39 protein-coding genes are annotated in these 25,403 nt (G+C 36.5%); 37 read left to right on the forward strand and 2 right to left on the reverse strand.

Annotation, left to right across the window (positions count from 1 at the left end):
• Positions 1-5: 5 nt before the first annotated feature.
• Complete coding sequence (locus ACR1PO_RS11505; protein WP_332388312.1) at positions 6-1,604, reverse strand: glycerol-3-phosphate dehydrogenase/oxidase; 1,599 nt, start codon at positions 1,602-1,604, stop codon at positions 6-8.
• 116 nt (positions 1,605-1,720) lie between these two features.
• Here ACR1PO_RS11505 and ACR1PO_RS11510 point away from each other — a divergent pair, with 116 nt between their 5' ends.
• The 31 genes from ACR1PO_RS11510 (at position 1,721) to rplQ (ending at position 17,855) form a co-directional block, all read left to right on the forward strand.
• Positions 1,721-2,482 carry a DeoR/GlpR family DNA-binding transcription regulator gene (locus ACR1PO_RS11510; protein ID WP_332388311.1) on the forward strand — a complete coding sequence of 254 codons (762 nt, stop codon included), beginning with the start codon at positions 1,721-1,723 and terminating at the stop codon, positions 2,480-2,482.
• 155 nt (positions 2,483-2,637) lie between these two features.
• Positions 2,638-2,928, forward strand: coding sequence for a hypothetical protein (locus ACR1PO_RS11515; protein ID WP_332388310.1), 291 nt, complete (start codon positions 2,638-2,640; stop codon positions 2,926-2,928).
• Between the two features lie 72 nt (positions 2,929-3,000).
• Positions 3,001-3,837, forward strand: a complete 837-nt coding sequence (locus ACR1PO_RS11520; protein WP_433986856.1) for a GLPGLI family protein — start codon at positions 3,001-3,003, stop codon at positions 3,835-3,837.
• Positions 3,838-4,052: 215 nt separating this feature from the next.
• A complete protein-coding gene (gene rplC, locus ACR1PO_RS11525) occupies positions 4,053-4,679 on the forward strand; it encodes a 50S ribosomal protein L3 (protein WP_002983195.1) in 627 nt (208 codons plus the stop codon).
• Positions 4,670-5,299: a 50S ribosomal protein L4 gene (gene rplD, locus ACR1PO_RS11530; RefSeq protein WP_002983197.1), complete on the forward strand. Its 630-nt coding sequence runs from the start codon at positions 4,670-4,672 to the stop codon at positions 5,297-5,299. Before rplC ends, rplD begins: the two co-directional genes overlap by 10 nt.
• A 3-nt stretch (positions 5,300-5,302) precedes the next feature.
• Positions 5,303-5,593 (forward strand): 50S ribosomal protein L23, encoded by a 291-nt coding sequence (gene rplW, locus ACR1PO_RS11535; RefSeq protein ID WP_002983204.1) that lies wholly within the window; start codon positions 5,303-5,305, stop codon positions 5,591-5,593.
• Between the two features lie 22 nt (positions 5,594-5,615).
• Entirely contained in the window at positions 5,616-6,437 is an 822-nt protein-coding gene (rplB, locus tag ACR1PO_RS11540; protein ID WP_433986857.1) for a 50S ribosomal protein L2, read from the forward strand.
• A gap of 2 nt (positions 6,438-6,439) precedes the next feature.
• Positions 6,440-6,718, forward strand: a complete 279-nt coding sequence (rpsS, locus tag ACR1PO_RS11545) for a 30S ribosomal protein S19 (RefSeq protein ID WP_002983209.1) — start codon at positions 6,440-6,442, stop codon at positions 6,716-6,718.
• 2 nt (positions 6,719-6,720) lie between these two features.
• A complete protein-coding gene (gene rplV / locus ACR1PO_RS11550) occupies positions 6,721-7,119 on the forward strand; it encodes a 50S ribosomal protein L22 (protein ID WP_002983214.1) in 399 nt (132 codons plus the stop codon).
• A 7-nt stretch (positions 7,120-7,126) separates the two neighbouring features.
• Positions 7,127-7,876 (forward strand): 30S ribosomal protein S3, encoded by a 750-nt coding sequence (rpsC, locus tag ACR1PO_RS11555; protein ID WP_002983216.1) that lies wholly within the window; start codon positions 7,127-7,129, stop codon positions 7,874-7,876.
• Positions 7,877-7,973: 97 nt separating this feature from the next.
• Entirely contained in the window at positions 7,974-8,399 is a 426-nt protein-coding gene (gene rplP / locus ACR1PO_RS11560) for a 50S ribosomal protein L16 (protein WP_002983219.1), read from the forward strand.
• Between the two features lie 12 nt (positions 8,400-8,411).
• Complete coding sequence (rpmC, locus tag ACR1PO_RS11565) at positions 8,412-8,597, forward strand: 50S ribosomal protein L29 (protein ID WP_027381309.1); 186 nt, start codon at positions 8,412-8,414, stop codon at positions 8,595-8,597.
• Positions 8,598-8,609: 12 nt separating this feature from the next.
• Complete coding sequence (rpsQ, locus tag ACR1PO_RS11570; RefSeq protein WP_002661338.1) at positions 8,610-8,864, forward strand: 30S ribosomal protein S17; 255 nt, start codon at positions 8,610-8,612, stop codon at positions 8,862-8,864.
• A gap of 2 nt (positions 8,865-8,866) precedes the next feature.
• Positions 8,867-9,235, forward strand: coding sequence for a 50S ribosomal protein L14 (gene rplN / locus ACR1PO_RS11575; protein WP_002983226.1), 369 nt, complete (start codon positions 8,867-8,869; stop codon positions 9,233-9,235).
• A gap of 21 nt (positions 9,236-9,256) precedes the next feature.
• Positions 9,257-9,583, forward strand: a complete 327-nt coding sequence (rplX, locus tag ACR1PO_RS11580; RefSeq protein WP_002983229.1) for a 50S ribosomal protein L24 — start codon at positions 9,257-9,259, stop codon at positions 9,581-9,583.
• A gap of 13 nt (positions 9,584-9,596) precedes the next feature.
• Positions 9,597-10,148 carry a 50S ribosomal protein L5 gene (gene rplE / locus ACR1PO_RS11585; RefSeq protein WP_065400324.1) on the forward strand — a complete coding sequence of 184 codons (552 nt, stop codon included), beginning with the start codon at positions 9,597-9,599 and terminating at the stop codon, positions 10,146-10,148.
• Positions 10,149-10,151: 3 nt separating this feature from the next.
• Entirely contained in the window at positions 10,152-10,421 is a 270-nt protein-coding gene (gene rpsN / locus ACR1PO_RS11590; RefSeq protein WP_002983233.1) for a 30S ribosomal protein S14, read from the forward strand.
• Between the two features lie 145 nt (positions 10,422-10,566).
• Positions 10,567-10,965, forward strand: a complete 399-nt coding sequence (gene rpsH, locus ACR1PO_RS11595; protein ID WP_002983236.1) for a 30S ribosomal protein S8 — start codon at positions 10,567-10,569, stop codon at positions 10,963-10,965.
• 17 nt (positions 10,966-10,982) lie between these two features.
• Positions 10,983-11,528 carry a 50S ribosomal protein L6 gene (gene rplF, locus ACR1PO_RS11600; protein WP_002983238.1) on the forward strand — a complete coding sequence of 182 codons (546 nt, stop codon included), beginning with the start codon at positions 10,983-10,985 and terminating at the stop codon, positions 11,526-11,528.
• Positions 11,529-11,543: 15 nt separating this feature from the next.
• Complete coding sequence (gene rplR / locus ACR1PO_RS11605) at positions 11,544-11,897, forward strand: 50S ribosomal protein L18 (protein WP_002983242.1); 354 nt, start codon at positions 11,544-11,546, stop codon at positions 11,895-11,897.
• 19 nt (positions 11,898-11,916) lie between these two features.
• The gene (gene rpsE, locus ACR1PO_RS11610; protein WP_002983245.1) at positions 11,917-12,438 is read left to right on the forward strand and encodes a 30S ribosomal protein S5; all 522 of its coding nucleotides are present in this window, start codon (positions 11,917-11,919) and stop codon (positions 12,436-12,438) included.
• A gap of 11 nt (positions 12,439-12,449) precedes the next feature.
• A complete protein-coding gene (rpmD, locus tag ACR1PO_RS11615) occupies positions 12,450-12,626 on the forward strand; it encodes a 50S ribosomal protein L30 (protein WP_002983247.1) in 177 nt (58 codons plus the stop codon).
• A 21-nt stretch (positions 12,627-12,647) separates the two neighbouring features.
• Positions 12,648-13,097 carry a 50S ribosomal protein L15 gene (rplO, locus tag ACR1PO_RS11620; protein WP_002983250.1) on the forward strand — a complete coding sequence of 150 codons (450 nt, stop codon included), beginning with the start codon at positions 12,648-12,650 and terminating at the stop codon, positions 13,095-13,097.
• Between the two features lie 9 nt (positions 13,098-13,106).
• On the forward strand, positions 13,107-14,486 hold the full coding sequence (gene secY, locus ACR1PO_RS11625) for a preprotein translocase subunit SecY (protein ID WP_002983253.1): 1,380 nt from the start codon (positions 13,107-13,109) through the stop codon (positions 14,484-14,486).
• 3 nt (positions 14,487-14,489) lie between these two features.
• Positions 14,490-14,705, forward strand: a complete 216-nt coding sequence (gene infA, locus ACR1PO_RS11630; protein WP_002983257.1) for a translation initiation factor IF-1 — start codon at positions 14,490-14,492, stop codon at positions 14,703-14,705.
• A gap of 62 nt (positions 14,706-14,767) precedes the next feature.
• Positions 14,768-14,884, forward strand: a complete 117-nt coding sequence (gene rpmJ / locus ACR1PO_RS11635) for a 50S ribosomal protein L36 (protein WP_007839480.1) — start codon at positions 14,768-14,770, stop codon at positions 14,882-14,884.
• 9 nt (positions 14,885-14,893) lie between these two features.
• Entirely contained in the window at positions 14,894-15,271 is a 378-nt protein-coding gene (gene rpsM, locus ACR1PO_RS11640) for a 30S ribosomal protein S13 (protein WP_002983260.1), read from the forward strand.
• Between the two features lie 12 nt (positions 15,272-15,283).
• A complete protein-coding gene (gene rpsK / locus ACR1PO_RS11645; protein ID WP_002983263.1) occupies positions 15,284-15,673 on the forward strand; it encodes a 30S ribosomal protein S11 in 390 nt (129 codons plus the stop codon).
• A gap of 19 nt (positions 15,674-15,692) precedes the next feature.
• Entirely contained in the window at positions 15,693-16,301 is a 609-nt protein-coding gene (gene rpsD, locus ACR1PO_RS11650) for a 30S ribosomal protein S4 (RefSeq protein WP_002983266.1), read from the forward strand.
• A gap of 33 nt (positions 16,302-16,334) precedes the next feature.
• Positions 16,335-17,330, forward strand: coding sequence for a DNA-directed RNA polymerase subunit alpha (locus ACR1PO_RS11655; RefSeq protein ID WP_002983269.1), 996 nt, complete (start codon positions 16,335-16,337; stop codon positions 17,328-17,330).
• 6 nt (positions 17,331-17,336) lie between these two features.
• On the forward strand, positions 17,337-17,855 hold the full coding sequence (rplQ, locus tag ACR1PO_RS11660) for a 50S ribosomal protein L17 (RefSeq protein WP_002983271.1): 519 nt from the start codon (positions 17,337-17,339) through the stop codon (positions 17,853-17,855).
• Positions 17,856-17,952: 97 nt separating this feature from the next.
• Here the strand turns inward: rplQ and ACR1PO_RS11665 are convergent, their stop codons facing one another.
• Positions 17,953-18,387, reverse strand: coding sequence for a hypothetical protein (locus ACR1PO_RS11665; protein ID WP_433986858.1), 435 nt, complete (start codon positions 18,385-18,387; stop codon positions 17,953-17,955).
• A 66-nt stretch (positions 18,388-18,453) separates the two neighbouring features.
• Between ACR1PO_RS11665 and ACR1PO_RS11670 the strand changes: the two genes are divergently transcribed.
• The 6 genes from ACR1PO_RS11670 (at position 18,454) to eno (ending at position 25,337) form a co-directional block, all read left to right on the forward strand.
• The gene (locus ACR1PO_RS11670; protein WP_433986859.1) at positions 18,454-20,307 is read left to right on the forward strand and encodes a glycoside hydrolase family 35 protein; all 1,854 of its coding nucleotides are present in this window, start codon (positions 18,454-18,456) and stop codon (positions 20,305-20,307) included.
• Positions 20,308-20,524: 217 nt separating this feature from the next.
• Positions 20,525-21,157 (forward strand): response regulator transcription factor, encoded by a 633-nt coding sequence (locus ACR1PO_RS11675; RefSeq protein ID WP_332388296.1) that lies wholly within the window; start codon positions 20,525-20,527, stop codon positions 21,155-21,157.
• Positions 21,158-21,162: 5 nt separating this feature from the next.
• Positions 21,163-21,990, forward strand: coding sequence for a hypothetical protein (locus ACR1PO_RS11680; RefSeq protein ID WP_332388295.1), 828 nt, complete (start codon positions 21,163-21,165; stop codon positions 21,988-21,990).
• A 618-nt stretch (positions 21,991-22,608) separates the two neighbouring features.
• Positions 22,609-23,415: a sensor histidine kinase gene (locus ACR1PO_RS11685; RefSeq protein ID WP_433986860.1), complete on the forward strand. Its 807-nt coding sequence runs from the start codon at positions 22,609-22,611 to the stop codon at positions 23,413-23,415.
• Positions 23,416-23,464: 49 nt separating this feature from the next.
• The gene (locus ACR1PO_RS11690) at positions 23,465-23,794 is read left to right on the forward strand and encodes a hypothetical protein (protein ID WP_433986861.1); all 330 of its coding nucleotides are present in this window, start codon (positions 23,465-23,467) and stop codon (positions 23,792-23,794) included.
• A 250-nt stretch (positions 23,795-24,044) separates the two neighbouring features.
• Positions 24,045-25,337, forward strand: a complete 1,293-nt coding sequence (gene eno, locus ACR1PO_RS11695) for a phosphopyruvate hydratase (RefSeq protein ID WP_433986862.1) — start codon at positions 24,045-24,047, stop codon at positions 25,335-25,337.
• The last annotated feature ends 66 nt before the right edge of the window (positions 25,338-25,403 follow it).

The following is a 25,403-nucleotide window of genomic DNA, read 5'->3' on the forward strand; positions in this document are numbered from 1 at the left end:
TAGTGCTAATTTAGGTTGATAACTTTAGGTGAATAAGGAGTCAGTAAATACCCTTTTGCCAGTTCAATGAATTCATTTTCCTGCTGCTGGGCCCATTCTTCAGAATATCCTTTTTCTTCAGCAATAATTCTTGCTACATTATGAGCACTGTCTATTGCTGCTCTTGCATCCAGGAACAGCAAACGGACTCTTCTTGCCAGGATATCTTCAATCGTTTCTGCCATTTCTGCTCTCACTGCCCATATGATTTCTGCTACGGTGAAAGGATGATCCGGATGGACTTTTTGTGCATAACGGGGATTGCTTTCCTGTAATGCTTTTATGGCTGGTATATCTGATCCGTACACATACAGATGATTGGTTCTGTCTACCTGTTCAGGTTTTACATTTCCGTGAATGGACATATGCTCTGTTTTTGATGGGTTGTTTCCCAGCCTGTGAACTTTCATAGCTTCATCTACTGTGTCTTCCGCCATTTTACGGTATGTGGTCCACTTTCCTCCGATAATGGAAATCAATCCTGTTTCTGAAGTAATGACTTTATGGCTTCTGGAAACTTCTTTTGTGCTTTTGCTTCCGTCTTTAGGAGCAGCAAGGGGGCGTAGTCCTGCGAACACTGATTTTACGTCTTCACGTGTCGGCTTTTTAGCCAGATATTGTCTTGCTGTATTTAAAACAAAGCTTATTTCCTCTTCCAGTGCACGGGGCTCAAAGCTTTCATTTTCCAGTAGGGTGTCTGTAGTTCCTACCAAAGCCCGGTCATGCCATGGAACAACAAATAAAACCCTGCCGTCTGATGTTTTCGGAATCATGATCGCATCATCGCTTTTCAGGAAGGATTTATCCAGTACGAGATGAATTCCCTGGCTCGGTACTACAAGTTTACCATGCTTGGGATTGTTCATATTCAGGATGTCGTTGGTAAATACGCCGGTTGCATTGATAACTACTTTACCATGGATCTGGTATTGCTGTTTAGAAAACTGGTCTTCTGCAACAACACCGATTATTTTATCGGAAGCATCTTTTAAAAGATTGATTACTTTTACATAGTTAACTGCACTTCCGCCTTTTTCAATGATAGTTTGGGTAAGGTTGATCGCAAGTCTTGCATCGTCAAACTGTCCGTCCTGATAAACAACACCGCTCATTAAGTGGTTTTGTTCAATAGTAGGAAGCTTTTCCACTGTTTTTGATTTGCTGATATATTTTGTTTTACCTAAGCTTAATTTTCCGGCAAGGAAATCATAAACTGACAGTCCTATCTTATAATAGATTCCTCCCCACCATGTATAGTTGGGAATAATGAAAGACTGATTTTTTACGATATGTGCTGCATTTTTTGCCAGAAGTCCTCTTTCCTTCAATGCTTCTTTTACCAATCCGACATCTCCCTGGGCAAGATATCTTACTCCACCGTGTACCAATTTGGTACTTCTGCTGGAAGTTGCTTTTGCGAAATCATGAGATTCGAGCAATAAAGTTTTGAATCCCCTGCTTACCGCGTCTAATGCTGAACCTAAACCACTGGCTCCTCCTCCTATGACAATAAAGTCCCATTCTTTTACCTGGGTTAATGTACTGAGTTCTTCGTTTCGTTTCATAAATGTTTCGTTTATGTTTCGTTTTCAAATATATAAATTAAAAATGAAAGCAAAAAGAAAATAAATGAAATTTTAAGATGTCGGAAAAAATCGGTATTTTTGAGGAAACGAATAAAATGGAAAAGCTATTACCAAGGCAGGATGAAATACTTAAAGAGCTGGATGATAAAGGGCATGTGCTTGTGCAGGATTTGTGTGAAAAGCTCAATGTGTCTTCGGTTACGATCCGAAAGGATCTGAACTATCTCGAAAGTCTGGGGCTTCTTTTCAGAAATCATGGAGGGGCAAGTAAGCAGGTAAGGTATGCTTATGAAAAGAATGTAGGTGAGAAAGAAAGCATCAATGTGGAAGCAAAACAGGTTATTGCCAGGGCTGCGTTATCATTGATTCATGAAAATGACTGTATTATATTGGCATCCGGAACAACAATGCATTATCTGGCGAGAATGCTGGTGAATTTTGGTCCGCTTACAGTGCTAACATCCTCTTTACGGGTGGCAATTGAGCTTTGTAATAATCCTAACATTAATATTATACAACTGGGAGGCGAAGTGAGGAAAAGTTCTACGTCTATAGTAGGTTCTATTTCGGAAGGAATTCTGAAGCAGTTTTCCTGCAATAAGCTTTTTCTGGGAGTAGATGGAATTGATCCTGAATTCGGAATCAGTACCTCCAATGCAGCAGAGGCTCATTTGAACCAGATTATGATGGAGTGTGCAGACCAGACGGTAATCCTTGCGGATTCTTCAAAGTTAAATAAGAAGGGATTCGGAAAGATTGCAAGTTTAGATCAGGTGGATTATCTTATTACAGATGATGGGATTCTGGAGGAAGATAAAAACAACCTGGAAGAGATTGGGGTAACCGTAATTGTTTAAATGATTTTGTTTTAGTGTTTTTTAAGTTTATAATGAATTTCTGATAAGGATTTGTTTAACATAATAAAATAATTGCAATATTTTCCATAAAATATTTGGTATTTTATTTTTTGGTCTTTATTTTTGATACGTTTAATAAACAAAAACTAATAACAATGAAAAAACTGTTTTTTATCGCAGCGTTAGCTGTTGCGGGTATGGCAAGTGCAAATACCTCTGAAATTAAAGATGTTAATGCTGAAAATGCAAAAGAGAAAACCATCTTAGTGGAAAGCAAGAATCAGCAGGGAGTTACTCAAACTCTTAAAGTCACATTTAAGCCATATAACTGGGTTACAATTGTGACACCTTGCGGCGCTGTTTTTTACCTTGATTATAATGATTATGCTACAACTGATGAATTCTGGGATGATGTACATCATTTTGCCGAAATAAAGTGTTCGTAATCCGTTTAAAAAGAAAAAATATAGAATCGGTTGCTTCATGCTTCCGATTCTTTTGTTTATAATGTTATAAATATGAAATTTTATTTACTATTCTTTTTTTTGACAGCCTCGGTTTTTCATGCTCAGTTTCGCATTGATAATCCAAACTTTTCTATGAAAACATCTACTTACAAAGTTGAAAATTATGATACAAGTTTGTACAATGTTTATTACCGGTTAGAGTTTGTTCCTGATGTTGCTCGTAAAGAATTGAAAAAAGAAAGTGTCTGTATTCTTCAGGTAGGAAAGGATTACTCGAAATTCAGTGATGTGAAGCAGCTTAAATCCGATTCGCTGAGTGAAAAGTACAGTCACCAAAAAGAGATTAATGGAAAGGAGATGGAAGCACTGATGAATATAAATGTTGTCTTTCATCCGGTGATTTTAAAAGATATTTCGAAAAGAAAAATTACGTATCAGGGGAGAATAAAAGGAATATATCAATATCAGGAGGAACAGCCTGATTTTAAATGGAAGCTGGAGAAGGGTACCAAAACTATCTTAGGATATGCCTGTAAAAAAGCAACTGTGAAATATAAAGGAAGGGATTATGTTGCCTGGTTCACAGATTCAATATCTTCCAATAATGGGCCATATAAATTTGAAGGACTGCCGGGGCTTATACTTGAGCTGACAGATACAGGAAATGAATTTCATTTTGTTGCCATTGCCATTGACAAGAAAAATCTGCCTATTTATCTTAGAAGTGAAGACAGGATACTGAATGTCACTAAAGAAAAATACAGGGAGGTAGAAAAAAACTATCATGATAACCCGGGTATTTTTCATGGGAAGGCTTATAATGCAGACGGAAGCCCAATGATAGTTAAATCCAAACCCTTGCCTTATAATCCGATTGAGCTGGAATAATTTCAATGATGAATATTGCGATGAGATCAACCTGATTTTTTGTAAATGATTAAAAATCAAAATATTTTAGTCGAAATATTTGTCAGTTACAAAATTATTCGTAGATTTGCACACTCATTTTAGGGGCGTGGTATGCCTATATCAAAAGTAGAAATTACCTCAGACTCCCGGAAAATGGTGATAAATAAAGGATAAATTTTATTATAATATAAACAATGTCAGGTATTATTGGTAAAAAAATCGGTATGACATCTTTGTTTAACGAAGAAGGAAAAAACATTCCTTGTACAGTTATCCAAGCTGGTCCATGCTCGGTTTTACAGGTCAGAACCTTAGAAAAAGACGGTTATAAAGCTGTTCAGTTAGGTTTCGATGACAAGAGTGAGAAGAACGTTGGTAAAGCGTTAGCTGGTCATTTTAAAAAGGCTGGTTCTGCTCCTAAAGCTAAATTAGTTGAATTCTACAGAGAATTCGTTGATGAAGTAAAAGTAGGAGAAGAAGTAAAAGTTGATTTATTCGCAGAAGGTGAATATGTTGACGTAACAGGAACTTCAAAAGGTAAAGGCTTCCAGGGTGTTGTTAAAAGACACGGATTTGGAGGTGTAATGCAGGCAACTCATGGTCAGCACAACAGACTTAGAGCTCCAGGTTCTATCGGTGCTGGTTCAGACCCTTCAAGAGTATTCAAAGGGATGAGAATGGCTGGAAGAATGGGAGGTAAGCAGGTAACTGTTCAAAACCTTCAAGTGTTAAAAGTTGATCAAGAACAAAATCTTTTAGTAGTAAAAGGTGCTGTTCCGGGAGCTAAAAATTCTTATGTAATTATCAGAAAATGGAACTAGTAGTATTAAATACATCAGGAAAAGAGACCGGAAGAAAAGTAACTCTAGACGAAACAGTATTCGGAATTGAGCCAAATCAGCACGCGGTTTACTTAGAAGTTAAACAGTATCTTGCTGCTCAAAGACAAGGTACTCATAAAGCAAAAGAAAGAAGCGAAATTACGGCTTCTACTAAAAAGCTTAAGAAGCAAAAAGGATCAGGATCTGCCAGATACGGTGATATCAAATCTCCGGTATTCAGAGGTGGAGGTAGAGTATTCGGACCAAAACCAAGAGACTACAGATTCAAATTGAACAAAGCTCTTAAGAGATTAGCTAAAAAATCTGTATTATCTCAGAAAATGAGAGACAACAGCATTAAAGTTTTAGAAGATATGAGCTTTGCTGCTCCTAAGACTAAAGATTTCATCAATGTATTAAACGCATTGGAACTTAACGGTAAAAAATCTTTATTCGTTCTTCCTGAAGCTAACAAGAATGTATATTTATCTTCAAGAAACTTACCTAAAGCTAAAGTAATGAACTTCAACGAAATCAGTTCTTACGATTTAGTAAACGCTGGTGAGATCATTTTCTTCGAAGGTGCAGTTGAAAAATTCCAGGAAAATTTAAAGAAATAAATCATGTCAGTTATTATTAAACCAGTTATTTCAGAAAAGGCTAATTACCTTACAGATTTAAGAGGTTCTTATTCTTTCTTAGTGAATCCTAAGGCGAATAAAATCGAGATCAAAAAAGCTGTTGAAGCAGCTTACGGTGTAAAAGTAGCAGACGTTAACACAATGATTTATGCTCCGAAGGTTTCTTCAAAATACACTAAAAAAGGTCTTCAAGTAGGAAAGACAAACAAATTGAAAAAAGCGGTAATCAAGCTTGCTGAAGGTGAGGTTATCGATATTTTTGCTGTAAATTAATTATTAATTATAAATAATAGTAATGTCTGTTAGAAAATTAAAACCTATCACCCCGGGACAGAGATTCAGAATTGTAAACAATTTTGAGGAAATTACTACTAACAAGCCAGAGAAATCTCTAGTAGTTGGTATTAAAAAGTCAGGTGGACGTAACAATACAGGTAAAATGACCATGCGTTACACCGGAGGTGGACACAAAAAGAAATACAGAATTATTGACTTCAAAAGAAACAAAGCAAACGTTGAAGCTACTGTAAAATCTGTAGAATACGATCCAAACAGAACTGCATTTATCGCTTTATTAGAATACACAGACGGAGAGAAGAGATATATCATCGCTCCAAACGGTATCAAAGTAGATCAGAAAGTAGTATCAGGAGAAAGCGTTGAACCAAACGTAGGTAACGCAATGAAATTGAAAAACATTCCATTGGGTACTGTAATTTCTTGTGTTGAAATGAAACCTGGACAAGGGGCAATTTTAGCAAGAAGTGCTGGTTCTTCAGCTCAATTAACTTCAAGAGATGGTAAATATGCAATCATCAAGTTACCTTCAGGAGAATCAAGAATGATCCTTACTGAATGTATGGCAATGATTGGTTCTGTTTCCAACTCAGATCACCAATTAACTGTATCAGGTAAGGCTGGTAGAAGCAGATGGTTAGGTAGAAGACCAAGAACAAGAGCGGTTGTAATGAACCCTGTAGATCACCCAATGGGTGGTGGTGAAGGACGTTCTTCAGGAGGTCACCCAAGATCTAGAAACGGTAAACCGGCTAAAGGTTACAAAACTAGAAAGAAAAACAAAGTGTCTAACCGTTACATCGTATCTAAAAGAAAATAATTATGGCAAGATCACTTAAAAAAGGACCGTTCATTCATCATACTTTAGATAAGAAGGTTCAGGCAAATATAGAGTCTGGTAAGAAGACAGTTATCAAAACTTGGTCTAGAGCATCTATGATCTCTCCGGACTTCGTAGGACAAACTATTGCTGTACACAACGGGAAATCTTTTATCCCTGTATATGTTACAGAAAACATGGTTGGTCACAAGTTAGGCGAATTTTCTCCAACAAGATCTTTCAGAGGTCATGGTGGTAACAAAAACAAAGGAAGCAGATAATCATGGGATCAAGAAAACAAGATAGTTCAATCGCAAGAAAAGAAGCTAACAAAGACGTTGTAAAAGCTTCATTAAATAATTGCCCGTCTTCTCCGAGAAAAATGAGATTAGTTGCTGATATCATTAGAGGAGAGCAGGTAGACAAAGCACTTTATATCCTAAAATATTCTAAGAAAGATGCTTCTAACAAGTTAGAAAAATTACTTCTTTCTGCTATGGCTAACTGGCAAGTGAAAAACGAAGGTGCTGACATCGAGGAAGCAAACCTTATCGTTAAAGAAATATTTGTGGATAGTGCAAGACAATTGAAGAGACTAAGACCAGCTCCACAAGGTAGAGGGTATAGAATCAGAAAAAGATCTAACCACGTTACATTAATCTTAGGTAACAAAGAAAATTAATCAAGGTATGGGACAGAAGACAAATCCAATTGGTAACAGATTAGGTATCATCAGAGGATGGGATTCTAACTGGTTTGGTGGAAACGATTATGGAGACAGAATCGCTGAAGACTACAAAATCAGAAGATACCTTGAAGCTAGATTATCTAAAGGTGGTATTTCAAAAATTTATATTGAAAGAACTTTAAAATTAGTTACAGTAACTATTACTACTGCTAGACCGGGGCTTATCATCGGTAAAGGAGGTCAGGAAGTTGATAAACTGAAAGAAGAGTTGAAAAAATTGACTGGTAAGGATATTCAAATCAACATCTTCGAAATCAAAAGACCTGAATTAGATGCTGTATTGGTTGCTGATAGTATTTCTAAGCAAATTGAAAACAGAATTTCTTACAGAAGAGCTGTTAAAATGGCAATGGCAAGTACTATGAGAATGGGTGCTGAAGGTATCAAAGTTCAAATCTCTGGTAGATTAAACGGAGCTGAAATGGCAAGATCAGAATCTTTCAAAGAAGGAAGAATTCCATTGTCAACTTTCAGAGCTGATATCGATTACCACTGGGCAGAAGCTCACACTACTTATGGTAGACTAGGGGTAAAAGTTTGGATCATGAAAGGTGAAGTTTACGGTAAAAGAGAACTTTCTCCACTAGTGGGACAACAGAAAAAAGGAGGTCAGTCTGAAAGAGGAAACAGAGGAGGAGACAGAGACAACAGAAGACCTAGAAAAAACAACAACAATAACAATAATAATTAAAATTTTAGATTAGAGTTTTGAGTTTTAAATTACCGTTACTTTTTTAAAATAAAAAAAAATCTAAAATCTAAAATCTAAAATCTAAAATTTAGAAATTATGTTACAACCAAAAAGAACCAAATTCCGTAGAGTTCATAAGATGAAGATGAAGGGGAATGCCCAGAGAGGTAGTCAACTTGCTTACGGAACTTTCGGGATTAAAGCAACGGAAGGTGCTTGGATCACTGCCAGACAAATTGAAGCTGCGCGTATCGCTGCAACAAGATATATGAAGAGAGAAGGTCAGCTATGGATCAAAATCTTCCCAGATAAGCCAATTACTAAAAAACCAGCGGAAGTACGTATGGGTAAAGGTAAGGGTGCTGTTGAATATTGGGTAGCTGTAGTAAAACCAGGTAAAATTATGTTCGAAGTTGGAGGTGTTCCTTACGAAGTAGCGAAAGAAGCTCTTAGACTTGCTGCACAAAAATTACCGGTAGTTACTAAATTCATCGTTGCTAACGATTTTGTTAAACCTCTATAATCTTTGAATACAATGAAAAAAGCTGATATTAAAAATTTAAGCGCGGGTGATATTCAAGCTCAATTAACTGAAGCAAAAGCTCAATATTCTAAATTGAAATTGGCTCATGCTATCAGCCCAATTGAAAACCCGATTCAAATCAGAGATTTGAGAAAAACAATCGCAAGACTAAACACTGAGTTAACTAACAAACAATAATTTCATTTTACAATGGAAAGAAATTTAAGAAAAGAAAGAATCGGAGTTGTTTCCAGCAATAAAATGGAAAAGACCATTGTTGTTAGTGAAACGATGAGAATGAAGCACCCGATGTATGGTAAATTCGTATTAAAAACGAAAAAATATACTGCACACGACGAGAACAACGAATGCAACGAGGGAGATACAGTTTTAATCCAGGAAACTAGACCTTTGAGCAAGAACAAGAGATGGAGATTAGTAAGAATCATTGAAAAAGCTAAGTAATAATGTTACAAACAGAATCAAGATTAAAAGTTGCTGATAACACAGGTGCAAAAGAAGTACTAGTTATCAGAGTTCTGGGAGGAACCAGAAGAAGATATGCTTCAGTTGGTGATAAAATCGTTGTTACTATCAAGGATTCTACACCATCAGGAAACGCTAAAAAAGGTCAGGTATCTAAAGCTGTAGTAGTAAGAACTAAAAAAGCAGTAAGAAGAAAAGATGGTTCATACATCAAGTTCGACGACAATGCTTGTGTATTACTAAACGCAGCAGGAGAAATGAGAGGAACCCGTGTTTTCGGACCAGTTGCTCGTGAGTTGAGAGACAAAGAATATATGAAAATCATTTCATTAGCTCCTGAAGTACTTTAATTTTTAAAATTTTTTAAAGAAATGTCAAAGTTAAAAATAAAAAGAGGAGATAACGTAATCATTACTACTGGTAAGAAAGATATCAAAGGTAAGACTGGTGAAGTTATTGAAGTGATCAAGAAAGAAGGAAGAGACCCTAGAGTAGTTGTTGCAGGACTTAACATCATCAAAAAGCACGTTAAGCCTTCAGCTTCAAATCCTCAAGGAGGAATCGTTGAAAGAGAAGCTTCTATTCATATCTCAAACGTAGCTTTAGTTGGTAAAGACGGAAAAGCTATCAAAGTAGGTTACAAAATCGAAGGAGATAAGAAAGTAAGAATCAACAAAAAAACGGGTGAAACTTTATAATTTTAAATAACACATGGAATATATAGCAAGACCCAAAAAAGCATATAAAGAGACAATTGTTCCTGCAATGATGGAAGAATTCGGGTATAAGTCAGTAATGCAAGTACCTAAATTAGAGAAAATCGTTGTATCACAAGGTTTAGGTGATGCTACTGCAGACAAAAAAATCATTGATTATGCTGTAGAAGAGCTTACGAATATCACTGGTCAAAAGGCTGTTGGTACGATCTCTAAGAAAGACGAAGCTGCTTTCAAATTGAGAAAAGGGATGCCAGTAGGTGCAAAAGTTACCCTAAGAGGAAATCAGATGTATGAATTCTTAGACAGACTTACTTCTTCTGCTTTGCCTCGTATCAGAGATTTCTCTGGAATCAAAGCTGATGGTTTCGATGGTAGAGGTAACTACAACTTAGGTATTACTGAGCAGATTATCTTCCCTGAAATCGTAATTGACAAAGTGAAAAAAATCCAAGGGATGGACATCACTTTCGTTACTACTGCGAAAACAGATAAAGAAGCTAAAGCATTATTAACTCACTTCGGTTTACCATTTAAAAAGAACTAAGAAATGGCTAAAGAATCAATGAAAGCGCGTGAGCGCAAAAGAGAAGCACTAGTTGCTAAATACGCTGCTAAAAGACAGGCTCTTAAAGAAGCTGGTGATTACGAAGGACTTCAAAAATTGCCTAAAAATGCTTCTCCTGTAAGATTACACAACAGATGTAAACTGACAGGTAGACCAAGAGGATACATGAGAACGTTCGGAATTTCCAGAGTAACTTTCAGAGAAATGGCAAACAACGGTCTTATCCCAGGTGTAAGAAAAGCCAGTTGGTAATAATTACTAATTAAAACTCGGGACAATTAAGTTGTCAAGATACTAAAGAATAAATATCAGACTGAAGATTTCTGAAGTCTGATATTTTACTCTTCAAGTCTTTTCAAAACTGATTGTTCTTTAACCAATAATTTATAAAAGAAAAATGGTAACAGATCCAATTTCAGATTTCCTAACAAGAGTAAGGAACGCACAAAGCGCAGGCCACAAAGTGGTGGAAATTCCTGCATCGAAAATCAAAAAGGAGATTACTAAGATCTTATTTGATCAGGGCTATATCTTAAACTACAAGTTTGAAGATAACGCTGTTCAAGGAGTGATCAAAATCGCTTTAAAGTACGATAAGCAAACTAACAAACCAGCTATCAAGTCTATCCAAAGAGCTTCTAGACCAGGTTTGAGACAGTACAAAGGTTCAGCTGAGCTTCCAAGAGTACTAAACGGTTTGGGTATTTCTATCATCTCTACTTCAAAAGGAGTAATGACTGACAAGAAAGCTAGAGAAGAGAAAGTAGGCGGTGAAGTAATCTGCTATGTTTATTAATTTTTAATCACAGGAAAATGTCAAGAATTGGTAAAGCAATTATAACAATTCCAGCAGGAGTTACAATCACTGAAAACAATGGTGTAGTAACTGTAAAAGGAGCTAAAGGAGAACTTTCTCAGGAGCTTACAGCAGGAATTACTTTAGAACAAAAAGATGGTGAACTTAACGTAAACAGACCATCTGATTCTAAACAACACAAAGCGCTTCACGGTTTATACAGAGCGTTGATCGCTAACATGATCGTTGGTGTATCAGAAGGTTTCGAAAAGAAACTAGAACTAGTAGGGGTAGGATACAGAGCTTCTCACTCAGGTCAAAAACTTGAATTAGCTTTAGGATTCTCTCACGGTATCGTATTAGAACTTCCAAATGAAGTAAAAGTTGATACATTGACTGAAAAAGGTAAAAACCCAATTATTACTTTAACGTCTCATGACAAGCAACTTCTAGGAATGGTTACTGCAAAGATCCGTTCTTTCAGAAAGCCTGAGCCATACAAAGGAAAAGGTGTAAGATTCGTTGGTGAAAATGTTAGACGTAAAGCTGGTAAATCTGCTTAATAAATTATAAGTATTATGGCATTAAGTAAATTAGAAAAAAGAATAAGAATCAAAAGAAGAGTAAGAGGGAAAATCTCTGGATCTTCTGAATTGCCAAGATTATCTGTATATAAAAGTAATAAGGAAATTTACGCTCAGTTAATCGACGATAAAAATGGTAAAACTTTAGTATCTGCTTCTTCAAGAGAGAAAGGTGTAGACGCTAAAGGTACTAAGACTGAAGTTTCTGCTGCTGTTGGTAAAGCTATCGCTGCTAAAGCTATCGCTGCAGGAATCGAAAGTATTGTATTTGACAGAAACGGATTCGTATACCACGGTAGAGTAAAAGCTCTAGCTGATGGTGCAAGAGAAGGTGGACTTAAATTCTAATCATTAAATTTCGGAAAATATGTTAGGACTAGATAATATAGAAAGAGTAAAACCGGGAGGATTAGAATTAAAAGATCGTCTCGTAGCTGTTAACAGAGTAACAAAAGTAACAAAAGGGGGTAGAGCTTTCGGATTTTCTGCTATCGTTGTAGTAGGAAACGAAGAAGGTGTTATCGGTTTCGGTTTAGGAAAATCTAAAGAGGTTGCTTCTGCAATTGCTAAAGCAGTTGAAGACGCTAAGAAAAACCTTGTGAAAGTTCCTGTAATGAACCATACTATTCCTCACCAAACTACTGCTAGATACGGTGGTGCAGATATCTTCCTAAGACCTGCTTCTCACGGTACAGGACTTATCGCCGGAGGTGCGGTAAGAGCGGTATTGGAATCTGCTGGTATTCACGATATCCTTTCAAAATCTAAAGGATCTTCTAACCCTCACAACGTGGTGAAAGCTACTTTCAAAGCGTTATTAGACATCAGAAGACCTGAAGAAATCGCTAGAATGAGAGGAATTTCTCTAAGTAAAGTGTTTAACGGTTAATAATTAAAACAATGGCAACAATTAAAGTAAAGCAAGTAAGAAGCGCTATTGGTAGAACAAAAACCCAAAAGAGAACGCTTGAAGCATTAGGATTAAAAAAACTTCACCAAGTTGTAGAACATGAAGCTACTCCTTCTATCTTAGGAATGATCGCTGCAGTAAACCACTTACTTGAAGTTCAAAAATAATTTTATAAAAGAGAAATTAAAATGAATTTAAATAACATAAAACCTGCTGCAGGATCTACTTTCAACTCAAAGAGAATTGGTAGAGGTCAAGGTAGTGGAAAAGGAGGTACTTCAACAAAAGGACACAAAGGTCAGAAGTCTAGAGCTGGTTATTCTCAGAAAATCGGTTTCGAAGGTGGACAAATGCCTTTACAAAGAAGATTACCTAAATTCGGATTCAAAAACGTAAACAGAAAAGAGTTTAGAGGAGTAAACCTTGATACAATCCAAACTTTAATCGAGAACAAATCCATCACCGGAGATATCACGAAAGAAGTTTTAGTAGAAAACGGTTTAGTTTCTAAAAACGAATTAGTGAAAATTATGGGTAGAGGAGAATTGAAATCTGCGGTTTCAATCTCTGCTGACAAATTCACTAAATCTGCTGAAGAGCTTATTGCTAAGGCAGGTGGAAAAGCAATTACCTTATAATACTTACTAATGAAAGAATTTATACAAACACTTAAAAATATTTGGAGTCTTAAAGAACTTAGAGATAAAATTCTCTTTACTTTAGGTATTATCCTTGTGTATAGATTCGCATCTTATATCTCACTTCCGGCAATTAACCTTGCAGAGGTGGGAGATCTCTTAGAGCATTATAAAAATCAAGGCGGTAACAAGCAAGGAGCAGGTCTCCTTGGCTTGCTTTCGTCGTTTACGGGGGGAGCTTTCAGCCACGCTTCCGTAATGGCGTTAGGAATCATGCCTTATATTTCTGCTTCTATTATTGTTCAGTTGATGGGGATGGCTATTCCTTATCTTCAGAAGCTTCAGAAAGATGGAGAGTCAGGTAGAAATACATTGAACCAAATTACAAGATGGTTAACGATTGGAGTTTGTCTGGTACAGGCACCTTCTTACTTAACTTCTATTACTCAATTATTCTTACCGTATGCTCAGTTCCAGTCTGCATATTATGTAGAGCCAAATTCTATCATGTTCTGGCTGCCAAGTATTGTTATCCTGGTTGCCGGTTCAGTATTCGCAATGTGGTTAGGTGAAAAAATCACTGACAAAGGTATCGGAAACGGTATCTCTATCCTTATTATGGTGGGGATCCTTTCAAGATTACCTGAAGCATTCGTACAGGAGATGGCCGTGCAGAACGGTAAAGGAGGAATGGGATCTATCATGATCCTTATTGAAGTATTATTCTGGATGTTGGTAGTTCTTTTAGCAGTAATCTTATCAGTAGCTGTTAGAAAAATTCCGATTCAGTATGTAAGCAGAGCTCAAGCAAGAGGAGGTGTAAACAGAAATCTTATGCAGGGAGCAAGACAATGGATCCCATTGAAAGTAAATGCTGCTGGTGTAATGCCGATTATCTTTGCCCAGGCATTGATGTTCGTACCAGGATTATTAACAAAATTCGATGAGTCTAATACTTTTCTTGCAGGTTTCAAGAATGTTTTTAGCTGGCAGTACAACGTATTGTTTGCGCTATTAATTATTATCTTCTCATTTTTCTATACTGCGATTACAATTCCGGTAAACCAGATGGCTGATGACTTGAAGAGAAATGGAGGTTTAGTACCGAAAGTAAGACCCGGTAAAGAGACCGCTGATTATTTAGATGATATTTTATCAAAAATTACCTTGCCAGGTGCAATTTTTTTATCTATCTTTGCAGTCCTTCCGGCAATTGTGCATGGAAGCTTTGTTCAGACAGATGCGTTTGCCCTATTTTTCGGGGGAACGTCCCTATTAATTATGGTGGGTGTAATTTTAGATACAGTTCAACAGATTAATACTTATCTGCTGAACCATCATTATGATGGCTTAATGCAGTCTAAATTATCAAGAACGACTGGATATTAATTTATGGCAAAACAAAAACATATTGAACAAGATGGCGTGATCGTGGAAGCACTTTCTAACGCCATGTTCCGTGTAGAGCTGGAAAACGGGCATATCCTTATTGCTCATATCTCCGGCAAAATGAGAATGCATTATATTAAACTTTTACCTGGAGATAAGGTAAAACTAGAAATGTCTCCCTATGATTTGACAAAAGGGAGGATCACATTTAGATATTAAAACAATTAGCCAAATGGAATACCCATTCCATTTGGCATTTGTAAAAAATAAATACTATCAAAATGAAAGTAAGAGCATCAATTAAAAAAAGAAGCGCTGATTGCAAAATCGTACGCAGAAAAGGTGTACTGTTCGTAATCAACAAGAAGAACCCAAAATTTAAACAAAGACAAGGTTAACATTAAATTATGGCGAGAATTGCAGGTATTGATTTACCAAAAAACAAAAGAGGTGTTATCGGTTTAACTTACATCTATGGAGTAGGAAGAAGTACTTCTTCTGAAATCCTTAAAGCTGCCGGTATCAGCGAAGACAAGAAAGTCAACGAATGGAATGACGATGAATTGGCTGCAATCAGAACATATATCTCTGAAAACGTAAAAGTAGAAGGAGAATTGAGATCTGAAGTGCAATTGAACATCAAGAGATTGATGGACATAGGATGCCAACGAGGAATACGTCACAGACTTGGATTACCTTTAAGAGGCCAGAGAACGAAAAACAACTCTAGAACACGTAAAGGGAAGAGAAAAACTGTTGCTAACAAGAAAAAAGCTAGTAAATAATCGTTAGGAATTATGGCAAAACAAACTAAAGTAGTTAAGAAAAGAAAAGTAAAAGTTGAAGCTATTGGTGAAGCTCATATTCAGGCTTCTTTCAATAACATCATCATTTCTTTAACAAATAAAAACGGAGAGGTTATCTCTTGGGCTTCTGCCGGTAAAATGGGATTCAGAGGTTCTAAAAAGAATACTCCATTTGCTGCTCAGATGGCAGCTGAAAATTGCTCTGCTGTAGCTCACGAAGCTGGTTTAAGAAGAGTAAAGGTGTTTGTGAAAGGTCCAGGTGCAGGTAGAGAATCTGCTATCAGATCTATCCACAATTCAGGAATTGAAGTTAGCGAAATCATTGATGTGACTCCTATGCCACACAATGGATGTAGACCACCAAAAAGAAGAAGAGTTTAATTTTTAGAATTTACCCATTATGGCAAGATATATTGGACCTAAAACTAAGATTGCTAGAAAGTTTGGTGCTGCAATCTACGGAGATGATAAAAACTTCGAAAAAAGAAAAAACCAACCGCCAGGACAACACGGTCCTAACAAAAGAAGAGGTGCTAAAAAATCAGAATATGCAGTTCAGTTAGCTGAAAAACAAAAAGCTAAATATACTTACGGTATTTTAGAAAGACAGTTTGCTAACTTATTTGACAAAGCACACAGAAGTAAAGGTGTAACAGGGGAAGTTCTATTACAACTTTGTGAATCAAGATTGGATAACGTAGTATACAGATTCGGTTTTGCTAAAACAAGATCTGCTGCTAGACAATTGGTTTCTCACAGACACATTACTGTGAACGGAGAGATTCTTAATATCCCTTCTTACTTGGTAAAAGCTGGTGATGTAATCGCTGTAAGAGAAAAGTCTAAGTCTCTTGAAGTTGTTACCAATGCATTGGCTTCTAAGTCAAACTATGAGTGGTTACAATTCAACGATGAGAAAAAAGAAGGAACTTTCGTTTCTGCTCCTGAAAGAATCCAGATTCCGGAGGACATTAAGGAAAACCTTATCGTCGAACTTTACTCTAAATAATTTTTTAATCAAATTTTTGCTCAACCCAATAATATGGCAATTTTACAATTCATAAAACCCGATAAAGTAATTTTACTTAACTCTGATGAATTTAAAGGTCAATTTGAATTCAGACCTTTAGAACCAGGTTTCGGGCTTACAATCGGTAATGCTTTGAGAAGAGTGTTGCTTTCTTCTCTGGAAGGATACGCTATTTCATCTATCAAAATAGAAGGTGTAGAGCACGAATTTTCAACTATTCCAGGAGTAATCGAAGACGTTACCGAAATTATTCTTAACCTTAAGCAGGTAAGATTAAAAGCTGCAGCAGAAGGCCAGGCTAACGAGCAGGTTGTTGCTAAAGTTTCAGGTCAAACGGTTATTACTGCTGGTGATTTAGGAAAGTCTATCAACGGATTTGAGGTTCTGAACCCGGATTTGGTGATCTGCAACCTAAACACTGATGTAACTTTCGAAATTACTTTCAATATTGAAAAAGGTAGAGGATATGTTCCTTCAGAACAAAATAAGTCAAACAATGCACCTGTAGGTACTATTGCTATTGACTCTATTTTCACGCCAATCAAGAAAGTACAATACAGCATTGAAAATTATCGTGTAGAGCAAAAAACAGACTACGAAAAACTTGTATTAGATATAGAAACTGACGGGTCTATAAGCCCTCAGAATGCTTTAACAGAAGCTTCTAAGATATTAATTTATCACTTCATGTTATTCTCTGATGAGAGAATCACTCTTGAAACTGAAGCTGTAAAAGCATCTATCCAGTACGATGAAGAAACTCTTCACACAAGACAACTTCTTAAGTCTAAATTAGCAGATATGGATCTTTCTGTAAGAGCCCTTAACTGTCTGAAAGCAGCTGAAGTAGAAACTCTTGGAGAATTGGTTTCTTACAGTAAGTCTGATTTGATGAAATTCAGAAATTTTGGTAAAAAATCTTTGACAGAACTAGAAGAATTAGTGCATTCAAAAGGTCTTAACTTCGGTTTCGACGTTGCAAAATATAAGTTAGACGCTGATAAATAATTAATAATGAGACACGGTAAAAAATTCAATCACTTAGGAAGAACAGCTTCTCACAGAAGTGCTTTACTTTCTAATATGGCTTGTTCTCTAATTGAGCATAAAAGAATCAACACTACTGTAGCTAAAGCTAAAGCTTTAAGAGTATATGTTGAGCCTCTATTAACAAAAGCAAAAGAAGATACTACACACAACAGAAGAGTAGTATTCTCTTACCTTCAAAATAAATATGCGGTTGCTGAATTATTCAGAACTGTAGCTCCTAAAATCGCTGAAAGAAACGGTGGTTATACAAGAATCATCAAGACAGGATTCAGACCAGGTGATGCTGCTGATACTGCTCTTATCGAACTAGTAGATTTCAATGAGCTTTACAACCCTAATGCTGAAGAGAAAAAAGCTACAAGAAGAAGCAGAAGATCTACAACGGCTAAAAAAGCTGAAGCAGTAGTTGCTGAAGCTCCGGCAGTAGAAGAGAAAGTAGAAGAAGCTAAAGCTGATACTACTGAAGAAAAAACTGAAGAATAATATTCATTCAGATAGATAAAAAAAACCATCCGGATCCCGGATGGTTTTTTATTTAATGCTTATTCACTTCCCTCAACATTGGAGGGACATTTTTATTTTAGATTTTAGTTCTTTTCAGCTCAATAATATTGTTTCCTTGTTCCAGGTGAAGGCTGTCTCCTTTTACCCTTGCAGTCATATCATCTTTCTTGTAAATGGTTTCATCACCTTTGGTTTCTGATTTAGGCAAGGTGAATGTTTTTTTGTTGCTGGTGATGGCTACCGTACTTTCTTTCGGATCGTTTTTAAATACTACTTTCACCAGTGTTCCGTCAGTAGCTTTATAAACAAAATCTGTTTTCTCTGTTTTTTGTCCGTTGATGTCTACAGTAGAAGAGCTTTGTGTTACCGAATCTATCTTTCCGTTGTTGTCTGTAATTACAGTTTCTGAACTGTCTGTTTTAATAACACTTTTGTTCCCGCTTTCACTTTTTTTGCAGCTGATTACTGTCAGTGCCAATACAGCACCTAGTGCTAAAAGACTTTTTTTCATGATTATATTATTTGATATTCAATTGATTTTTATATTTTAAATTTTACAAAAATCATGCCTTACAATATGAGAAATTTCAGCCGTTATTTTAGCATAATCTTTTTATTTTTCTCTTTGAATACTGTGTTTTCTCAAAAAGGAAAATTTGAAATCAGAGATGGACATTTCTTCTTAAATGGAAAACCTTTTACCATATATTCAGGAGAAATGCATTACCCGAGAGTTCCGTCAGCATACTGGAAGCATCGTTTGGAGATGATGAAAGCAATGGGTTTAAATACGGTTACAACTTACGTTTTCTGGAATTATCATGAAGAAGCTCCGGGCATGTGGAATTTTTCTGGTGAAAAAGACCTGCAGAAGTTTATAAAAACAGCACAGGAAACAGGCTTATATGTCATTATCCGTCCCGGGCCTTATGTTTGTGCAGAGTGGGAATTTGGCGGATATCCGTGGTGGCTTCAAAAAAATAAAGAGCTTGAAATAAGAAGAGATAATACAGCCTTCTTAGAAGAATGCAGGAAATATATCAATCAACTGGCAAAACAGATTAAACCCATGCAGATTACGGACGGCGGTCCGGTGATTATGGTACAGGCGGAAAATGAATTTGGTTCTTATGTAGCTCAGAGAAAAGATATTTCTCTCGAAGAGCACAGGAAATACAGCCATAAGATCAAAGAAATGCTTCTGAAAAGCGGAATTTCGGTACCGTTATTTACTTCAGATGGAAGTTCACTTTTTAAAGGAGGTTCTGTTGAAGGTGCTTTACCAACAGCAAACGGAGAAAGTGATATTAATGTCTTAAAGAAAAGTATCAATGAATATAATGGAGGCAAAGGTCCCTACATGGTTGCAGAATATTACCCGGGATGGCTTGATCACTGGGCAGAACCTTTTGTTAAGGTGTCTACGGAAGAGGTCGTAAAGCAAACGAATCTGTATGTAGAAAATGGAGTTTCTTTCAATTACTATATGATCCATGGAGGAACCAACTTCGGATTTACAAGCGGTGCCAATTACGATAAAGACCATGACATTCAGCCGGATCTTACAAGTTATGATTATGACGCTCCCATCAGTGAGGCAGGATGGGCTACCCCAAAATATAATGCGTTGAGAGCAATTTTTCAGAAAATAAGTAAAAATAAGCTTCCGGAGGTTCCAAAGCCGGTAAAAGTTATCACAATTCCTGAAATTGAATTCTCAAAAGTAAGCAGCCTTTTTGATCTTACTGATCGTATGAAACCTGTTAAGAATGATAAGCCACTTACGTTCGAAGATCTGAATACCGGAAACGGCTATATACTCTACAGAAAAAAGTTCGATACAGACCAGAAGGGATTACTGGAGATAAAAGGATTGCGTGACTACGCGAATGTTTATATCAACGGAAGATGGAAAGGGGAGCTGAACAGGGTAAATAAGAAGTATGATCTGGATATTGAAATCAAATCCGGAGACCGCCTGGAAATTCTGGTTGAAAATATGGGGAGAATCAATTATGGAGCAGAGATCGTTCATAATCTGAAAGGAATTATCAGCCCTGTGAAAATAAACGGAACTGAAGTTTCCGGAAGCTGGGAAATGCTTCCGCTGCCTTTTGATACCTTTCCAAAACATCATTTTAAAAATAAAGATATTGAAGACCACTCACCTGTAATTCAGGAAGCAGAATTTACCCTTAATGAAACGGGAGATACTTTTCTTGATATGAGAAATTTTGGAAAAGGAATTGTTTTCATCAACGGAAGAAATGCAGGACGATACTGGAGTACAGCAGGCCCCCAGCAAACACTTTATATTCCCGGTGTATGGTTGAAAAAAGGCAGAAACAAGATTCAGATCTTCGAACAGATCAAATTTCATAATAAGATAAGTGGTATCGACCATCCAATTCTTGATCAGCTTGTGAAATAATAATTGATATTGTAATATTTATAACAACTTTTTTGAATTTATTTTGATTTGTTGTAAAATATTTATATAAATATTGTTTTTAAAATGAAAATTTGATTAAATTTAATAGCAGCTAAAAAACTGAACCATAACCACAAACTCAGCCCCTAATATTACCCAAAGGTGTAATTGATTTCAAATTGTTTTCTGTTGAAATTTGCTTCAAACAAACAAAGACATGAGCATTTCCATAGCCATAGTAGAAGACGAGAAAAACTACAACAATGCGTTGAAGAAGGTCATCAATTATCAGAAGGATATGAAGGTGATCGCTCAGTTCTTTGATGGAAATGACGCAATGATGCATCTGCCCGGCATTTCTCCTGACGTTGTCATGATGGATATCCAGTTACAGGATATGCTTGGAATCGAGATCATAGAAAAACTGCGAAAAGAAATGCCCGAGACACAGTTTATTATGTGTACCAGCTTTGATGATGACGAAAAGATTTTCAATTCTTTGAAAGCTGGTGCTATGGGATATCTTGTAAAAGGGGAAAGCATGGATAAGATTCTTTCTTCGATACGGGATGTATATAGCGGCGGTGCTCCGATGAGTTTTTCTATTGCGAGAAGAGTGCTGAAACATTTCGAAAATAAACTCCCGGAAATCAAAGGCTTTGATGAACTTACAGAACGTGAAAAGGAAATTCTTGAACTTCTTTCGCAGGGGCTTCTGTACAAAGAAATTGCAGACAAAAAATTCATCAGCATCGATACTGTGAAAAAGCATGTCGGAAATATCTACAGAAAACTTCACGTGAACAACAAAGTGGAGGCTGTCAATAAATTTAACCAATCAAAAAACTAAGAACCATGGAAAAAGAACTGTATGATTTTAAATGTGCATTGGAAGCAACCATCATTGCAATGCAAAAAGCTGGAACGATTAAAAGTTTCTATGAAATGACAGAGTTTACCGAGAAGGACCAATGGATAAAAGACTATATCACAAAAACAGGTGTGGATTTTCTTGTAAACCAGCCTATAGGTGATGAAGAATTCCGGGTAAATAATGGGTTATTTCAACAGCGGGCTCCAGGCCTCAGCCAGGAATTGTATATTGATTTCCGCTTATTTGAAACGCTTGTCCGAGGTCATTTGAATGATGGCTATACAATAATGAAGGTATCTTTTAGAGAAATTACAGACAGTACAATTAGTGACTTTTCCAGAATGATGCCTGAAGAAAACCAATTGTTGTTGAAAAGTATAAAAGGATATTTATATGCAACTCTTTCTTTTCATGAGGCAGCAGATACAACCAGATTGGATAAACATTATTTTGTTTTTAATCTGGATACCTATTATGAGGTTAATGTTAATCAACTTGGGGATTTCAACGGGACCAATTTAGGCAGAACCCTTACTGATGCATCCAGTGATGCTTATGTAGCCAACTCTATACGATATGATTTGATTCTGGTGAAACAATATATCGATAGGATACACATGTATTTGGAAGGCTGCCTCGGAAAAAATGTAATCAGAATCGATTTTATCCCGTGTATAGGAAAGAAGAAAACGGTAAGTTTTGGAGCAGGAAAAGAATCCGTATATCTTGCAACTATGCCGGCAGATTCTAATAAACAATTATTTAGCGCAGATTTTCCATATTACGATCAGGGAAGTTTGGAGCCATAAAATGCTTATTACAGTTTACTATATAATTTCTTTTATTGTTTTAATAAAAGGAATAATAGTTTTGAGAGGAAGAACAGTGTCCTCTCAAGACTATTTTTTGTTGTATTTATTCGTAAATTTTACGGTAGATTTTTTTTCAGAGATTAATCTTATTGTAACTAAATCCATTCAATATAATTATTTGAATGTTTTCAACAGTTTTTATTTTATTATCTTTTATTTCAGATACATTAAAAACAGGAATATAGCTGTTGCGCTGTCAGCAATCGTTTTAATAGTAATAATATTGGATATTGAGCTTTTTTATGTTGATAAATATAACTTAAATCTTGCTATTACGTATTGCGTCATCAATATACTGCAGGTGCTGTACTGGTGCAGCTATAAATTAAACAATATCAATCAATCAAAAATTACAGATGATCCCGTCTTTTGGATCTCAACATCGATACTTTTATGGAGCTGTTTTTTCTTATTTAGAATAACTCCTATGTATCTGCTGGACGAAATAGATAAACCGTTTCTAAAGCTTTTGAAACAACTCTTGAACATTATCAATATAATAAGCTGCGGTTTATTCTATGTTGCTTTGAATAAATATAATTTGCTGAATAAAAAATGAAGTCTTTACCTCCGGAAATAAAACTTATTTTTTTAATTGCATTACTTTTAGTCGTGCTTTTAGCTGCCTTTACAGTTTTCATTGTATTGATGTACAATAGAAAACAGCTTTTATACCTGAAAGAGAAACAGCTTAAAGAAGCAGAACATCAGAATCAGCTCCTTCAGAAAGAACTGGAAAAACAAAAAATTCTTGAACAGGAACGGGAGCGTATCTCCCACGATATGCATGATGACCTTGGGGCAGGAATCTCCGCATTGAAGCTTCAGGCAGAATTTTTGAAGCAGAAAGCAGAAAATGATGATCTGCAAAGCGATATCGAAGAGCTTCTGAAGACTTCTGAAGAAATGAATATCTCCATGCGCGAAATGCTCTGGAGCCTGAATGCCGGAAATGATACCCTGGGAAGCTTTATCGACTATGCTATTCATTATACCACAAATTTTTTAAAGAAAACAAAAATAATGGTGTACTCAGAAAGCGAAGATATCATAGCGGAAACACCCATTTCCACAGAAATGAGGCGTAATCTTTTTCTCTGTTTAAAAGAAGCCGTCAATAATGTATACAAACACAGCCATGCAGATACTTTGAAACTTTCTTTCTTACAGGAAAAAAATAGCTTCTCAATGAAAATATCCGACAATGGAACCGGTATTTCTGATGATCAGAAAGAAGGTAACGGACTTAGAAATATGAGAAGAAGAATGAATGAATTGTCCGGTGAATTTAGCGTGATACACGAACACCATGGAACCTGCCTGCTTTTCAGGCATAATACTGTAAATACCCCTTTTGTGTAATTGTCTGCTCTGCTTTTTAGAAGGAAATTTGGTGTATAAAATTAAAGCCATGAAAACTCTTATTAATGACAGTATTGGAGATTTGGAAGCCGCTTTAAAAAACGACACTGATCTTCAGGAAAAATTCAGGACCAATCCCATAGAAGCTATTAAAGAGGTAGAAATAAGAAGCCCGAAGGACACCGATTGCTGGATCTACAGAATTATAGTGCTTATGCTAGGCTTTGCCATTATTGCCATTATAACCGGTCTTATTCTTATATCTTTCCTGGGTAATGGGAAAACTCCCGATAGCCAGCTGGTCACTATTTTTGCAACCATTTCCTCGGGAGCAATAGGTGCTTTAGCCGGGCTGCTGTCACCTTCACCCAGAAAATAATGGTTTTTACATTATTCTGAAAACCAGACAGCCCTAAAATCAATCGTAAAGCTCCGGCATTTTAAGGTGCGGCACTTTCTCATATCAGCATTCTCCCGTTTTAACCCATTGAATTCCCACAAAGAAATTGACCAATTATCATAATATAAATTAACTAAAATTTAACTTGGAATTATCTCAAAAAAATCCCGTGAAATACCCCTAAAAGTTAAATTTTGATTAAATTTGTCTAAACTAAAAAAAATAAAAAATGAGTGCAATTTCTTACATAGAAGCAAGACAGATTTTAGATTCCAGAGGAAATCCTACCATTGAAGTAGATGTATTTACAGAAAGCGGGGCAATGGGCCGTGCAGCAGTTCCTTCAGGAGCATCTACAGGAGAACACGAAGCGGTAGAATTACGTGATGGCGGTTCAGAATATCAGGGGAAAGGAGTCCTGAAAGCTGTTGAAAATGTAAAAGAAGTAATTGCAGAGAATTTGGTTGGACAGCCGGTTTTCGAACAAAATTATATCGATCAGATTATGATTGATCTTGACGGAACGGCTAACAAAGGAAATCTTGGTGCTAATGCTATTCTTGGTGTTTCTCTGGCGGTGGCAAAAGCTGCAGCTGCAGAATTGGGGATGCCACTTTATAAATATGTTGGTGGGGTGAATGCCAACACGCTTCCTGTTCCAATGATGAATGTAATCAACGGTGGATCTCATTCAGATGCTCCTATCGCATTCCAGGAATTCATGATTATGCCGGTAAAAGCAGACTCTTTCTCTCATGCATTGAGAAAAGGAACTGAAATTTTCCACAACCTGAAATCAATTCTTAAAGGAAGAGGTCTTTCTACAGCAGTAGGAGATGAAGGAGGTTTTGCTCCTACTTTCAACGGAACTGAAGATGCTTTGGATACATTGCTTCAGGCGATCGAAAAAGCAGGATATAAGCCTGGAGATGATATTATGCTGGCATTAGACTGCGCTGCTTCAGAGTTTTACAAAGACGGAACTTACGATTACAGAAAATTTGAAGGAGATAAAGGAGCTCACAGATCAAGAGAAGAGCAGGTTTCTTACCTTGCTGAGCTGGCTGCTAAATATCCGATCATTTCTATCGAGGACGGTATGCAGGAAGATGACTGGGAAGGATGGAAAATGTTAACAGACAAAATCGGTGACAGAGTACAGCTGGTAGGTGACGATTTATTCGTAACCAATGTAGACAGATTGTCAAGAGGAGTAACAGAAGGTATTGCCAACTCAATCCTTGTAAAAGTAAACCAGATCGGTTCCCTTTCTGAAACAATGGCTGCTGTACAGATGGCTCAGAACAACAAGTTTACTTCAGTAATGTCTCACAGATCAGGAGAAACTGAGGATTCTACCATTGCTGATTTAGCAGTAGCAATGAACTGCGGACAGATCAAAACAGGTTCAGCTTCAAGATCAGACAGAATGGCAAAATACAACCAGCTGTTAAGAATTGAAGAAGCTCTTGGTGAGACTGCCATTTTCCCTGGTTTAGGCGCATTTAAAATCAAAAGATAATCGAATTTATAAATAACGGCAAGCGATAATTTTTGTTTGCCGTATTTTATGGAAAGTAGTATATTT

Origin of the sequence: Chryseobacterium amylolyticum (assembly GCF_051011775.1) — a bacterium.
Classification (GTDB): domain Bacteria; phylum Bacteroidota; class Bacteroidia; order Flavobacteriales; family Weeksellaceae; genus Chryseobacterium.